Origin of the sequence: Niallia sp. NCCP-28 (assembly GCF_023168165.1) — a bacterium.
Classification (GTDB): domain Bacteria; phylum Bacillota; class Bacilli; order Bacillales; family Cytobacillaceae; genus Niallia.
Window position 1 is genome coordinate 118,188 of the sequence record NZ_BQYJ01000003.1, and the last position, 12,861, is coordinate 131,048.

Genomic DNA, 12,861 nt, shown 5'->3' on the forward strand with positions numbered 1-12,861 from the left:
TGAGTGTAGAAGGGAAGAGATGATCGATAACAAAGGATATTCGCCGTATTGAATTTTACAAGAGAAAAGCAAAAGAGTTGGAATCTCTTCATCCAAACTTACGGGATGCTCGCTGGAGCTAAAGATGTATTCGGCTGATGAATTATAAAGTTGCTATGCATCGATCATTTAAGTAGTTAAGTAAGTAGTTTTGCTCTCCTTTCCTTCTGGAAGGGAGAAAATCTAATAGTTCAAGTAGAAATTATTAAGGAAGCACTTTAATTTAGTGCTTCCAGACAAAGAGTAAAAAATGATTGTTTTTATAGGAGATGTTAGTATCCTCAGCCCATATAAGATGCACCAATGATAATTAGCAAAATAAATAAAACAACAATTAGAGTAAAGCTCATGTTGTTTCCTCCGCCATTTTCGTAACCTGACATAAACATGTCACCTCCTTTAACTGAGCTAATAACATTTTATGTTGGTTATCAGTTATTGAAAGGGACAAACATGCATTAACAGATATAAAAGGCAGAGTAATTATCATTAAGCCACTTAGACAACAACTGTGACATAAAGTAGTGCCATGAAGTTAATGAGCAGTGTATTTGGTTAATTGTTCAAATTCCTTATCTGAGACATATCGATGCTTGTTGGAAATCAAACTATATTTAGTGCCGTTTTTCCCAGATATACGAATAGTCATACAAATTAGCTTAGGGGGATTAATTGCTCCTTCCTATCCGATTACTCGTAAGGAAACATCGTATGAATCATTTTGAATATCTCTTGAAATTTTTTCAATCTTACTAAAAGTGAATAATTGATTATCGCTATGTTTTTGCATAATCTCAAGTATGGTTCCACCAAGATATCTTAGAAAAGAGGATTCTATTATAGAGGGCGGTTGATTTTGAGGAATTCTTTCTGCTTTGACTTTTGCACTTGTAACACTAGTATACGAAAAGAAAATAATAAGAAAAAGGATAGTTAGTTTTTTCGTTCATATGTCTCCTTGTAATAATGGCTTGTCTTATTTTTTATCAGAAGTTAGTTTTTATCCTAATAAGAGTGAGTGAAGTGTGAAAGAAGCGATTGGAGTAAATAATATAATAACTACGGACTTATGAAAGGAGAACGATTTATTGTTGGAAGGTGTACCGGTTTATATGATACCTGTCGGATTAACATTTGTTGTTCTTCTATTAGGTTTTATATCTAGTGTTAAAAAAGATGACGAATAAGAAATTTCAAGCATAGCTAATGAACAGTCCAAAAAACTTTGCAACAGGAAAGAAGAGTAATGAACTATTACTCTTCCAATGATTTGAAGTTTTTCCTTCTGCTGATGTAATGAGCCATTAGATAGATAAAGTACTGTATAAAAAAAGAATAAATGTAATTCCATTTTACCAAAGGAAGAGCAATGATGGAAAAGATAGAAAATATAAGGGCCTAAATAAAAGGGTGCATTTTTGGTTTGATTTGTAAGAGAAACATTACAGTGATGGGTAGGGCGAAAAAACTAAATGGGATGTAATTTGAAACAGCTGGATAATCTTCGTAATCATACTTCCATTTACCAAAAAAAGTTCCAACATAGTCTAAACTTGCTGATGCTAATGCAACGAAGAGACCTGCAAAGCGGAATCGATCTGCACTTTCTCTATTGCGGTATTTAATCCAAAGTCTTAAAGGAATAACTATTAAACAAACGCCTATCCACCATCGCCATGAGAATAATGAATGCTCTTTCCAAGAAATACCTGTTCATTTAGTTTTACTGTTTTATTATAGAATTCAGCAAAATTTTGTGTTTTCAATGTTGCAATTCACCTCATTATTTAAAACATAAAATTAATATTCTATATCATTAGAAATTTATTCATTTATATAAATAACAAAGGTAAATAGGTTAAGAAACAAAATGATAGAGATCTTGCTAAGAAATTCTTATTAAAATAGCATTCTTTTTTAGTGGATTGAATTAATCAGTCCATTTGTATAGCTCGTATTCAATTTTGTCCAGTTTACTTGTCCAACGTAGTCCTGACAGTTCAGGAAGCAAAGATCTATAATCTCCCCAGTTTAAAATATGAATATTTTGGATTTCTAATTCTGCAAGTGAAGAGATGCTTTTTGAATTATATGCAGGTTTATGTACGTAAATTAACAATCTTTCTGCTAAATCAATTTCTTTAGACCAAGTTTCAAGGGAAGGAGTTTTAGATCCATGTAACCTTCCGACGTAAACTTTAATGTTATTAGAATCATTGGTATTAATCCAATCTTCTTGTGAAATTCTTTTACCTAAAGTTTGTCGATCTGCTTTACCAATATAAATTAAAACATCGTTACCGTAAACTGGGTGTTTACCATAAATTTGATAAATACCATAGTCAGATTCTTCATTTGTAAGGTTAGGGAGCTCTTTTAATCCAAATGGACCTTCCCACTCAAGGTTAATTAATAATGTTTGAGATAATTCCATATATAAGCCACCATTCATTAGTTTATAAAAGAATTTTATCATGAAAATAAAGGAGAAGTTTGGAGGATTAAGAAGAATATGGACAGTAACTGAGAATGAATAAGAAATGCAAGGTAGGAAGTGCTTAACAGTGATTATTGATAGCTGTCCAGATTGTAGCAAGGAAATAATTGATTATAAGATAATTCCTAAAGTATTATGTGAAAAATGCGGTATGTATATGGATGCTTAGGAACAAGAATACAAATAAAAAAGCTAGGATTTCTCCTAGCATGATCTACATTTCTTTGGATATTGTTAGTTCACTTATTGTGTGTGCTAATGATTTACAGTTTCCATCATACATGTGGAAATTTAATGAATGTATGAGATGATTCACTTTTTGTTCAAATTCATCAAGAGCATTTAATTCTGTAGACCAATGAATTTATGGAATAGATACAATAAATCGATTATCTTGAGTTTTTATGATAAAGATATCAGCATTCCTATGTAAAACATCTAATTTTTTCTGTAAATATTTCATGAAAATCAATCCTTTAAAAAAATTATACTTGAAGGAAATGAATAGAACAACGAATAAAAAAGCCGGGATTGCTCCCAGCTTTTTTAGTTATCGGTACTTAAATTATAACATGGGAGTGATCCTGAATGTGCTTGAAATACTTAACAATTGATCCTAGTACAATGCGCCTGGAAATTGATAAAATGGTTGGAAACAGTCTTATTCTATAATAGTTTATCCAATTCTTTTTATGTATTCTAATGGTGTTTGATAATCTTGCAGTAAGATGTATTAAAAAGAGTTAGGAATAAAAACAATTATTTACTACGCAGTAGTATTTTTAATACTTTTTGTGTAATTTTCTCCAAGAGGGAAATAATAAATTTAACTTTTCCTATAGGTGATTTAATATGAGTATTGAGAGATGGATATTAATTGGAATTTTGGTATTAAGTATACTTGTAATTTATATACTGGTTCCTAAAGATAAAGCTAAAGATGCCTGGGTTTTATTTTTATCTCTCCAGGTAATTACTTGGCCTGCAGGGTTATTAGCAGTTGAAATAGGATTGATTGAATATCCTATCCAATTACTTCCTGTTGCAAATGAGTTTAATAAGTCAAGTTTCTCTTTTGAGTTTTTTCTTTTTCCGGTAACCGCAATTATATTTAGCTTGTACTTTCCAAAAAAATTTAATAAGATGGGGAAATTTTTATATTATTTGATTTTTGCAGGGTTTTTTACCTGCCTTGAAGTAATTCTTGAACGTCATACAGGTCTAGTTGAATATCATGGTTGGAAAGGGTATTGGACTTTAATAACTGTTATAGCTTCTTTATTTATTAATCATAGTTATTATATTTGGTTTAGAAAAGGAATTAAAACTTGATGAAAAAGGAACTTTTCATATTAATAATATCTTGGACTGCTTTATTATTTTTATTGATTAAATATATACCAAAAGATAGTAGAAGGTATTTTCAGATTGTATTTTTGTTTGGACAAGCAATTGCATGGATTTTCGAATATAGCCAAGTTGTATTTGGATTACTAGAATTTCCTTATAGAGAATTTGAAATCGCAACAAAAATGAGTTTTTCTCTTCATTATGTAGTATTACCGACGTTCGGAGTTTTCTTTATACTATTATACCCCCTGAATAAAAGCAGGAAGAGAGTTGTAATTCATTATTTAATCTTTGGGATGGCTTCACCTACTTATATTTATTTTTTAGAAAATTATAGTTCGCTTATACACTTTATTAAATGGAATTGGCTTATTGCAGTTTTTGTTAATTTTATTATTTTATATATAATTCAGAAGTTTGCATTTTGGTTTAAGAAAGGTTTACTTCATTGATTGAGAAAAATTGAAAAATATTATTATTTATAGATATACCAGAGTAGTGGATGCTGCGGTGCAACAACTGAAAAAGGAAACACCTCCTTGTCTGTCGAATATTAGGAAAGACAGTGGGATAAAAAAATAAAGACAACTGCATAAGTCCAAAACTGAAAGAGGGAGGACACTGATATAAACGGCATTTCTAGGCTGTTTTATCGGTGTCCGTTTTTTTATCTTAAACTAGTTGGTGTGAATAGAAGAATAGATTTTCAATTAGATGCAATAGATCGTGAAGCAACTAGAAAAAAACGTAGAAAGTGCTATCGTATGAGAAGAGGATATGCATGATGCATTTGCGAAGGATGCGTGTAAAAAAGATATCAAAATCTCAACGTGGTTTAACATCAAGATGAAAGCATGCATTAAAGAATAAAATATCAATAGTTACTAATAATACTTTTAATAAGAGGAAGAATTATTTAAGTTTTCAGATTCTAATACAGTTAAATTATTATACGGCAAAGCATGTTAGAAGAGGAAATGAATAGATGAGAACAAATAATCAAGATAAGATGTTTATAAAGCAAAACTATATCTTATATGGGCAGGAACTCGGATTACATATAGAAATAGCTGAATTTTTGTATGAAAATCTTAAAAGGACTGTTCCTAAGTTTGACAGGCGTTACTATGAACTTAATGCCCGTCTTTGGAAAAGATGCAAAATTAATACTGTTGAACAGGCAGCAAAACAATTCCAAATGGATGAAAAAAGGCGCATAAAGGGGATAGAAGAGTTTAAAAGGAAGAAAAACAGGATTGAATAAGAGTATTTTTCTATATCGTTTTATAATGTATATTGCTGTGGCACTAGTTGCAAAATTAATCATGAACGCATTTATTAAATTATCTAAAATTGAAGAGTTTTGTAGGCACTCAAAATAAATCGAGTGCTTTTTATTATCTAATAAGTGATTTTAGGAAAGGATAAGTATATATCAAATATTGTAGATGGGAGTACAGCAATGTTATTTCTTATCATTACAGTTATAGTTTTTAATTTAATAGCTTATTTTATACCAAAACGTATAAGTCCTATTGAATTACTTGCTACTACTCTATTTGCTTCGTACTTACAAATTCTTACGGATGTTTATTTGGGCTTAAAGTATCACTTATATGGGTATTTTGATAAAGGTGTTGATTGGGACACTTTACTATATATTTTTGGAATATACCCAGCGATTAATGTAATATTTTTAAATTACTATCCTTACGGGAAAACGTTATACAAGCAGGCTATTTACATTTTATGTTGGAGTATATTAGCCATGGTATATGAAACAATTTTTATTTGGAGTGGAACATTTTATTTAAATGGTTGGAAACAGGATTATTCCGTAATCGTCTATCCGATTCTTTATACTATTCTAATGGTGTTTCATAGTGTTACAATAAGATGCATTAAAAAAAGCAAAGAAAATAAATGATTGTATTTGTTGAGTAAATAAGTTGGGAATTTATTGCACATAGTAATATTTATGACTTCTCCATTTATGTACTGAAAACACCCTTCTTATAGTAAGAAGGATGTTTTGCTATTTCTCTAATTTTATAATCAGGCGAAAATACTTAATTAAAATATATAATAAGAGAGGATTCAATAGGGCGGAATACCACCATTTCCACCAGCCATAATGAAAATATCCCCATGGTGCGGGTAACAATGCTATAAATTCATATACAATGAATAGTATGTTCCAAATAATAATTGCACCCATTTTTTTATACAAAGACTTTTTTAAAGGGTAAAAGTTGAGAAAGAGGATATTAACAGGTGATACTAAAAATATCAAATAAATTAATGAAATCCATTCGATTGATTTTGTGAAATACCAATAACCTTCATATTTAATATCAATGAATATATCAAAAATAGTTTGAAAGGCAATAGTAAAAACATAAATATGTAAAGTTTGATTCTTATTAAGCTTTTTATTCAATTTAAAAGCAAGAAAATTAAAAATGATAATAGCAAGTAAAAGTCCAATCAAAAAAATCAAATCTCCCTATATAAAACTAAAATAATATTTATATAATTTTAGTTTTATTGTATCAATATATGGAAAAAATTCCTATTAGTAAATATTTACAAATGGCAGTTTTCTATATGAAATTAAAAAAATATGTACATTTTGTGAACTAATAGGTATATGGACCTGATAAAAAGAACCTAAAGTCAATCGTTTCTTTTAAAAAATAAGGAACCCAACTCTTTATAGGAAACCCTTTGGGAGCATTTTAAAAGAAGAATGATTTATATGAAGTTTATAAAAACTTAATTATTTAAGATGGTGTTCTTTCTACTATAAATCAAACAGAAGAAACTTATAAGGAAGCTTTATTTCAATAGCACCGGAGATTAAAGCAACATTGTCGCATATGCAGGAATTAAAGGGCAAATTTATCACGCCTCAACGGGTTTTTGACCCTCACCTGAGGGAGTGTAAGAGAAAACGAGAAATTTAGTTGGGGAGAAACTTGCCCATAAAAGCCTGATTGGTTCCACTAACAATCAGCGGAGGACGTGGAAAACCCTCACTGATTAAAGTTTTACTTTATCCTGCGTGATATGTGGAACATTTATTCAGAGCATAAATTCACATTAGAAAATATAAAGGTTTAATCATTTATAAAAGCAGCTAGGAAAAATATTAATAAAGTTTGCTAAAAGATATAGTTTATTGAGTTTTTATGTCTAATGAAGGGGAAGATTAGTTAGGCAGATACTAAAAAAACTTAATTAATTTATTTAATTGTTAAAATGAGATAAAGGTGATAGAGAAGATGAGCAGGAAAATATAGTATAGACGCTTTTCAAAACGCAACGGAATCGTGAAAAAGTGATACTAATCTGTTTTCTGAAGAAATGAAATGGAGTGATTTTGTGCAAAATCTTATCTGTGCTGCTATTGGACAATTAAAATTAACAAGATATTAATAAAAATATGATAGATGGAGGTACTATATTTTGAACTATATTTTAGACCATGTGGGAATCGCAGTCAGAAGTATTGATGGTGCTCTACCCTTTTACCTTAATGTATTAAATGGTAGTTTGGAGGATCGTTATACAAGTGATACTCCAGGTGTTGAAGTACATGTGGCTGTTGTTAGAACCGCTGATAAAGTAATTGAGTTATTGGAACCAACTAACAAGAATTCACCAATGGCACGTTTTATAAAACAAAGGGGAAAAGGTGTACATCATATTGCATATCGAGTCGACAATTTAGAGGTTGCCATACAGGAATCGATTAAAAATGGGATTCGTTTTCTAGAGAATACACGCCGTACCAATTTGCGCGGAAGAAGACTAATATATATTAATCCCGCTTCGACTGATGGAACTTTAATTGAGCTTTGTGATTATTTAAAGAGTTAATGAATTCGGTTAATCCATGAATTATCTATAAATTTTCTTATTTAACTATATCGGTCCCAGGCTAGTGACATTTATTAATAAACTACCATGAAAATAAGTTTCTCAAAATAAGAAATCTGACGAAACTTAAGAAGACCCTACTCAATCGCAAAAAGAGGTGGGGTAATAAATTTAGTTTATCAATTAGAAATGACTGGATTAAGGTCAATCTCAGTAGTGGCAATTTCTAATCTATAGTGAAGCGCCGATTTTTGCGCTTCATTGATGGCTAACAAAACAGGCGAGTGAAGAAGGAAAGGACTTCCAGTATCTTATACATCTAAATAAAATGCTATAGAGGTGGATATCTTAATTAAAATAGTTCTTAGAACCGTAATGCACAATCCTCGCAGAAGAAATTGAAACTTATTTTATTTACTGCAAAATTGGAACAACAAGTCAGATGGGAGAACTTCTTATGAAGATTAAAACAGTTGGCACTTGGGACGATGAACTGTGGCAGGACGTGAGCCCCCTTTATTTAGAAGCATTTGGTGATAAGGGGTCTAAGCCGGTTAAGATTATTAAAAATATGTTTGCACAAGGAATTGTCGAGCTTCATGTAGGATACAACCACAACGAGTCGGCAGCGATTATTATGGCTCTCACAGGGAAGCTCGCATCTGATCGAGTGATGATCATCGACTATTTAGCGGTATCTGAAAAAGAGAGAGGTTATGGGCTTGGCAAATACTTTGTTGATTACCTGCGACACAAAGCAATTGCAGAGGGGTATCAAAAATTAATCATCGAGGTCGAGTCAGAGAAAACACTAGATAATAGAAGGCGTATTCACTTTTGGCAATCATGCGGCTTTTTCCTCACAGAGTATGTTCATCACTACATTTGGGTACCTGAGACCTACCATGCTATGTACCTTCCTCTTATTGCTGATTCAAGGCAGATAACTGGAGAAGAACTGTTTATGTGTATCAATACCTTTCATCGGCTATCGTTTCGTAGAGGTGGGAAGAAGGAAGGCTAGGAGATTTTTTGGGCTTTTAAAAAAACAACCTTTTTCAGTGGTTTTTTAGAGCAACTCTGAAACCTACCAATGTCTCAACAGGGGCGTTGGCCAATAAATGGGGACATGGCATCTGAACTTGAACATAAGATTGGTGAGTGCATGTGGTGGTTGATTATTTTGTCTGAACGTCTGAATATTGATAGCAGTGAAGCATGAAAAAAATTCTTAACCAAACTGAAATAAAATTAGAGAATAAACGATTATGTTATGTACAGAAAAAACGTTTTATCCAGACGGAGAAGCGTTTTTTTTGTTGAAATAATGGGGATTTTTGTGAAATGATCTATATCCTTTTTATTGTTGACTATTGTAAAGGGCTGATAAGAAATTCTAAGGAGTGCTGCATGTCAGTATATATTGCTAAATAAGAAAGTAAAAAGAGCGTATATTTATGCTTTCTTATTCTACTGAGGAGTTTGTGCATTCATTTATAGGACCGCTACCATTTTTTGTTGGCAGCTTACAGTGCTTATAAAGTCATTTTTTATATCCCCTCAATCTATCGCTGCTTTGTTATGCAGCCAGATGATGACGAATGTGTAATTTGCAAGAGATATTGTGTTTCCAAAATAAAAGCATGTCGTATATCTTCATCCCTGTTTTGCGTGATCATGAATAATTGCTTGATAATCTTCTTTTGGCTTTGAACTAAAAGTTCCAATAGCAGTCTTTATAAATTTATATTCATACATGAAAATCTCTCCTATCATTAATTTTTTTTCCTATAGGAATGACCAACTTATTGCTTTAGGGAACAAAAAAATTATTAAGTTTCTAAAGAAAAAGGAAAGGGCATAATTGCTCTTTCACTTTTTAATGTTATCTAGTTTATTTGTTATCTCTTTAAGAAGAGCATTCTTTTCTTTTTGCAGCTTATAGAATTTAGCTGCAATGAAAATAGCAATTACAGTTGAAAGTAATTTAATGATTAGAGGAGCAAATAAAAATATTGGTGAACCGATGAAAAAACCAGTGTTTGTGTAAGTGTCCATGCAAAACCTCCAAATGAATATATAAAAGTTATTTTTATAAATTGTAAATGTGTTTTTTAGTAAACTCAAGGGTAAATGTTTATAAAAGGAAGAAGTTGTAAGTGATAAAGTTTTTTTCCATTTTGAATTTTATCACTATTTAACGGGCTTTTGACCCCACGTAAGGGATTGTAAGAGAAAACGAGAAATCTAGATGGGGAGAAACTTGCCTATAAAAGCCTGATTGGTTTCACTAACAATCAGTGGGGGCCTCACTGATTGAAGATTCACTTTATGCCAAAAAATTAAAGAGTTGAGAGCTGCTTCTTTAATTTAACGGGATGCTTGCTGGAGCAGAAGGTGTATTTGGTTGATGAATGATAAAGTGACTATGTACCTTCCTTTGAATATACAAAAATCAGGAGGAGATAAAGAAATGAACCTTACAAAGCTGTTTGAAGCGCAGAAAGTGTTTATAGATAAAATGGAATATGCAGATAAAGATTGTTTTGAAGAATTAATTTTGGGTTTATTTGTGAAATTAGGTAAATGTGCGAATGAATGGCAAGGATTTAAGTTTTGGAATGAGAATCAAATGCCTAATAATAAGATTTCTGGATTGGATGATAAAGGAAACTTGATATTTAAGAATCCACTTTTAGAAGAATATGTAGACGGATTAGCTTTTGCGGTGAGAATCGGCATTGTAAAAGAAGTTGAAAATATTACTTATTCACCTTTTAAAAATGACAGCATAGTTAGTCAATTTGTTTATATAAACAGAGTAGTAACAACTATTTTTACAGCAGACAAATTAGATTATTGGCATTATGCGTATAGACATTTAATAGGATTATATTTAGGGCTTGGTGCAATGCTTGGCTTTACAGGGGAGCAAATAGAGAAGGCTTATTATGTAAGAATGGAAAGTAATGATTAACGACAAGCGACTAGATATTGAGCAGAAAAAAACTGTGCAATAAAAAAGCTAGGTATTGTACCTAGCGATTAGATGTGCAGCTTGAACGTTAAATTTGTATATATAACAATCTTTAATTTGGTTGGTTAGCTGTAACGTTTAATATCAGTCATAGTTAAACTTAGTAATCAGCCTAACTAATTTTAGATTTAACAATAAAATAATAAAAAGAACTGGATAAATTATTGCGGAATACCATAATTTCCAGCCACTATAATAAAAAAATTCAGTTTTTACAGCAACCCATTCATAACTTACTGAAAAAATAACCCAGAATGATAAAAAAAGAGATTTTTTTAAAATTTTCGATTTATAAGGATAGAAATTCAAAAAAATTATGTTCACTGGTGGATAAATAAAGAAAAAAATTAAAAGTGAAATCCAGTCTATTTGTGAAGAAAAATATCCATACAAATGATATTTGAATTCTAAATATAAATCAGTAAGGAGCTGAAGAATTATTGAACTTAATGAAGTAGCGTAGTATTCAATCATAGTTAGTCTTTTAGGCATTATAAAGATAATTGCTATAAATATTGCAATAGAAACAAATAATAAAATCATACAAATTCTTCCTCCAAAGGAAATCTGATTATTATCTTGTACCATTGCTGAAAAAAGTATTCATTTTATTCTAAAGAAACAAAAGGTTCATTGAGTGTACAAAAAAGTCTTTTATTATCATTGATGATCATCTTAATCCCAATAGTATAAATTCAGGTGAACAGTAGTTGTATTTTTTTGGGAAATATATAGTGTGAATTCCTAAATTACTTATGGGGAATTTAGGAAATGGTTGGAACAAAATTTGCAATAGATAGATGGTAAATCAGTGTAAATGCTAACTTTATACACTGTTTACCTACTCCAAAAATACTAATTCTGACTCATGCACTAGTTTATACAGGAAACTATCTAAAGTTTTTAATTCGCAATATCCTGTTTCATATTTATGAATTAGTATATATTCTTTCTCTTGATACAGAACTTTTTTTCCGTTCATAAAAATCACTCCTTTAATGTAGGGGTTAATTAAGATAGTACCTTACTGATAAAAGTGAAAAAAGCGGAAAATAGTACATGTATAAAGCATATTTGCAACAAATGAGAAAGATGTAAATTTATAAAAGGGGTTTTTGAAGCAAATTGATGGAGATATTTCTTCTATATATCTCTGTTTCTAATAAGTCTATAAATTCTACTGATAATTTATATTTATTGGCAGATATATATACTTTAACTAAATCTTCATTATTAAGTTTATTTAACGAATTCATTTTAAATTTCCTTTCTGCTCGGCAAGTTATAAGCATTTTTTACCCAAATATATTATGATAAAACTTTTTTTATAAATTTAAGTAAATAAAACGATGGCTTAGTTGATTAGAATGAAACTTTTTCCAGGTTTAATCGTAAAAAATAGAAAAAAATAACAAGTTGGTAAGGAGTGTATAATATATGATTGGGATAGATGTAAAAAGGGAAAATGATAATGTGGTTATCAGACATCAGTTCACTAAAATTGAAATACCTGTATCTGATATTAGGGAAGTAAAATTAGATGATACTTATGGCGGAGAATCCAATGAAGCAATAAGAGTAGGTACTCCATATGGAACGACAGATAGAATTGCAGTTGAAACAAAAAATAGCTCCTATATTTTGTATACAACCAATTACGTTGCTGTTATGAATAAGTTGAATTTATTTATAAAAGGAAATTAATGATTTAAGAACAAGCGCTTGAGCTAATGAAGCACTTGTTTTCTTGTTATGGCGACAAAAAATAAGGAGATTTTTAGCATAAATTTGGACGTTCAATTGAATCTGTTAGACCCGTACTATTGCATGCAAGAAATGAAATGGAGACAAAAGAAAATACTAGAGATACGCTGAATGCAATTCAAGAACTAATTAAAGCATTAAATCCATCTAAAGTGTGATTTCGTTTATATCACAGTCGTAAATATTACGCTTGATAATGGAAAATAAGTAAACAGGAATAAAAAGGACTGATCCATTTGAATAGTCCTTAAAAAATTAATAGTTTTTTAGCTTAGGCTGAGAAGATTTCTCC

General features: G+C 30.6%; 18 protein-coding genes. 8 read left to right on the top strand and 10 right to left on the bottom strand.

Annotated features, from left to right (window positions below; genetic code table 11):
• Positions 1–320 precede the first annotated feature (320 nt).
• From NCCP28_RS09865 to NCCP28_RS23785, 4 genes are all read right to left on the bottom strand, one after another.
• The gene (locus NCCP28_RS09865) at positions 321–422 is read right to left on the bottom strand and encodes a YjcZ family sporulation protein (RefSeq protein ID WP_282579549.1); all 102 of its coding nucleotides are present in this window, start codon (positions 420–422) and stop codon (positions 321–323) included.
• 1,015 nt (positions 423–1,437) lie between these two features.
• Positions 1,438–1,746 (bottom strand): CBO0543 family protein, encoded by a 309-nt coding sequence (locus tag NCCP28_RS23780; protein ID WP_375709399.1) that lies wholly within the window; start codon positions 1,744–1,746, stop codon positions 1,438–1,440.
• A gap of 223 nt (positions 1,747–1,969) precedes the next feature.
• Positions 1,970–2,473 (bottom strand): hypothetical protein, encoded by a 504-nt coding sequence (locus tag NCCP28_RS09870; protein WP_248561250.1) that lies wholly within the window; start codon positions 2,471–2,473, stop codon positions 1,970–1,972.
• A gap of 277 nt (positions 2,474–2,750) precedes the next feature.
• Positions 2,751–2,900 (bottom strand): YueH family protein, encoded by a 150-nt coding sequence (locus NCCP28_RS23785; RefSeq protein WP_375709400.1) that lies wholly within the window; start codon positions 2,898–2,900, stop codon positions 2,751–2,753.
• Positions 2,901–3,388: 488 nt separating this feature from the next.
• On the opposite strand from NCCP28_RS23785, the gene NCCP28_RS09875 reads away from it, so the two are divergent.
• The 4 genes from NCCP28_RS09875 (at position 3,389) to NCCP28_RS23595 (ending at position 5,813) form a co-directional block, all read left to right on the top strand.
• A complete protein-coding gene (locus tag NCCP28_RS09875; protein ID WP_248561251.1) occupies positions 3,389–3,868 on the top strand; it encodes a CBO0543 family protein in 480 nt (159 codons plus the stop codon).
• Positions 3,868–4,338: a CBO0543 family protein gene (locus NCCP28_RS09880; protein ID WP_248561252.1), complete on the top strand. Its 471-nt coding sequence runs from the start codon at positions 3,868–3,870 to the stop codon at positions 4,336–4,338. The genes NCCP28_RS09875 and NCCP28_RS09880 overlap by 1 nt, the downstream gene beginning before the upstream one ends.
• A gap of 533 nt (positions 4,339–4,871) precedes the next feature.
• Positions 4,872–5,150 (top strand): hypothetical protein, encoded by a 279-nt coding sequence (locus NCCP28_RS09885; RefSeq protein WP_248561253.1) that lies wholly within the window; start codon positions 4,872–4,874, stop codon positions 5,148–5,150.
• A gap of 198 nt (positions 5,151–5,348) precedes the next feature.
• Positions 5,349–5,813, top strand: coding sequence for a CBO0543 family protein (locus NCCP28_RS23595; protein WP_282579550.1), 465 nt, complete (start codon positions 5,349–5,351; stop codon positions 5,811–5,813).
• A 108-nt stretch (positions 5,814–5,921) separates the two neighbouring features.
• On the opposite strand, the gene NCCP28_RS09890 is transcribed toward NCCP28_RS23595, so the two are convergent.
• On the bottom strand, positions 5,922–6,377 hold the full coding sequence (locus NCCP28_RS09890) for a hypothetical protein (protein ID WP_248561254.1): 456 nt from the start codon (positions 6,375–6,377) through the stop codon (positions 5,922–5,924).
• A 977-nt stretch (positions 6,378–7,354) separates the two neighbouring features.
• On the opposite strand from NCCP28_RS09890, the gene NCCP28_RS09895 reads away from it, so the two are divergent.
• Positions 7,355–7,768: a VOC family protein gene (locus NCCP28_RS09895; RefSeq protein WP_248561255.1), complete on the top strand. Its 414-nt coding sequence runs from the start codon at positions 7,355–7,357 to the stop codon at positions 7,766–7,768.
• A gap of 457 nt (positions 7,769–8,225) precedes the next feature.
• Positions 8,226–8,792 (top strand): GNAT family N-acetyltransferase, encoded by a 567-nt coding sequence (locus tag NCCP28_RS09900; protein ID WP_248561256.1) that lies wholly within the window; start codon positions 8,226–8,228, stop codon positions 8,790–8,792.
• 632 nt (positions 8,793–9,424) lie between these two features.
• On the opposite strand, the gene NCCP28_RS09905 is transcribed toward NCCP28_RS09900, so the two are convergent.
• Positions 9,425–9,526 (bottom strand): DUF4177 domain-containing protein, encoded by a 102-nt coding sequence (locus tag NCCP28_RS09905; protein WP_248561257.1) that lies wholly within the window; start codon positions 9,524–9,526, stop codon positions 9,425–9,427.
• A 114-nt stretch (positions 9,527–9,640) separates the two neighbouring features.
• Positions 9,641–9,826, bottom strand: coding sequence for a hypothetical protein (locus tag NCCP28_RS09910; RefSeq protein WP_248561258.1), 186 nt, complete (start codon positions 9,824–9,826; stop codon positions 9,641–9,643).
• Between the two features lie 352 nt (positions 9,827–10,178).
• Here NCCP28_RS09910 and NCCP28_RS09915 point away from each other — a divergent pair, with 352 nt between their 5' ends.
• Positions 10,179–10,745, top strand: a complete 567-nt coding sequence (locus tag NCCP28_RS09915; protein ID WP_248561259.1) for a dUTP diphosphatase — start codon at positions 10,179–10,181, stop codon at positions 10,743–10,745.
• 144 nt (positions 10,746–10,889) lie between these two features.
• Here the strand turns inward: NCCP28_RS09915 and NCCP28_RS23790 are convergent, their stop codons facing one another.
• The 3 genes from NCCP28_RS23790 to sda all read right to left on the bottom strand — a co-directional run bounded on the left by NCCP28_RS23790 (position 10,890) and on the right by sda (position 12,061).
• Entirely contained in the window at positions 10,890–11,393 is a 504-nt protein-coding gene (locus NCCP28_RS23790) for a CBO0543 family protein (RefSeq protein WP_375709388.1), read from the bottom strand.
• 253 nt (positions 11,394–11,646) lie between these two features.
• Complete coding sequence (locus NCCP28_RS09920; RefSeq protein ID WP_248561260.1) at positions 11,647–11,787, bottom strand: hypothetical protein; 141 nt, start codon at positions 11,785–11,787, stop codon at positions 11,647–11,649.
• 118 nt (positions 11,788–11,905) lie between these two features.
• Positions 11,906–12,061, bottom strand: coding sequence for a sporulation histidine kinase inhibitor Sda (gene sda / locus NCCP28_RS09925; RefSeq protein WP_248561261.1), 156 nt, complete (start codon positions 12,059–12,061; stop codon positions 11,906–11,908).
• 181 nt (positions 12,062–12,242) lie between these two features.
• Here sda and NCCP28_RS09930 point away from each other — a divergent pair, with 181 nt between their 5' ends.
• The gene (locus tag NCCP28_RS09930) at positions 12,243–12,509 is read left to right on the top strand and encodes a SunI/YnzG family protein (protein WP_248561262.1); all 267 of its coding nucleotides are present in this window, start codon (positions 12,243–12,245) and stop codon (positions 12,507–12,509) included.
• Positions 12,510–12,861 lie beyond the last annotated feature (352 nt).

What these genes read in the sequence shown, in the direction of transcription:
- NCCP28_RS09865 (WP_282579549.1), bottom strand. Translation starts at nt 422, where the DNA reads ATGTCAGGTTACGAAAATGGCGGAGGAAACAACATGAGCTTTACTCTA.
- NCCP28_RS09870 (WP_248561250.1), bottom strand. Translation starts at nt 2,473, where the DNA reads ATGGAATTATCTCAAACATTATTAATTAACCTTGAGTGGGAAGGTCCA.
- NCCP28_RS09875 (WP_248561251.1), top strand. Translation starts at nt 3,389, where the DNA reads ATGAGTATTGAGAGATGGATATTAATTGGAATTTTGGTATTAAGTATA.
- NCCP28_RS09880 (WP_248561252.1), top strand. Translation starts at nt 3,868, where the DNA reads ATGAAAAAGGAACTTTTCATATTAATAATATCTTGGACTGCTTTATTA.
- NCCP28_RS09885 (WP_248561253.1), top strand. Translation starts at nt 4,872, where the DNA reads ATGAGAACAAATAATCAAGATAAGATGTTTATAAAGCAAAACTATATC.
- NCCP28_RS23595 (WP_282579550.1), top strand. Translation starts at nt 5,349, where the DNA reads ATGTTATTTCTTATCATTACAGTTATAGTTTTTAATTTAATAGCTTAT.
- NCCP28_RS09900 (WP_248561256.1), top strand. Translation starts at nt 8,226, where the DNA reads ATGAAGATTAAAACAGTTGGCACTTGGGACGATGAACTGTGGCAGGAC.
- NCCP28_RS09905 (WP_248561257.1), bottom strand. Translation starts at nt 9,526, where the DNA reads ATGTATGAATATAAATTTATAAAGACTGCTATTGGAACTTTTAGTTCA.
- NCCP28_RS09910 (WP_248561258.1), bottom strand. Translation starts at nt 9,826, where the DNA reads ATGGACACTTACACAAACACTGGTTTTTTCATCGGTTCACCAATATTT.
- NCCP28_RS09915 (WP_248561259.1), top strand. Translation starts at nt 10,179, where the DNA reads ATGAATGATAAAGTGACTATGTACCTTCCTTTGAATATACAAAAATCA.
- NCCP28_RS23790 (WP_375709388.1), bottom strand. Translation starts at nt 11,393, where the DNA reads ATGGTACAAGATAATAATCAGATTTCCTTTGGAGGAAGAATTTGTATG.
- NCCP28_RS09920 (WP_248561260.1), bottom strand. Translation starts at nt 11,787, where the DNA reads ATGAACGGAAAAAAAGTTCTGTATCAAGAGAAAGAATATATACTAATT.
- sda (WP_248561261.1), bottom strand. Translation starts at nt 12,061, where the DNA reads ATGAATTCGTTAAATAAACTTAATAATGAAGATTTAGTTAAAGTATAT.
- NCCP28_RS09930 (WP_248561262.1), top strand. Translation starts at nt 12,243, where the DNA reads ATGATTGGGATAGATGTAAAAAGGGAAAATGATAATGTGGTTATCAGA.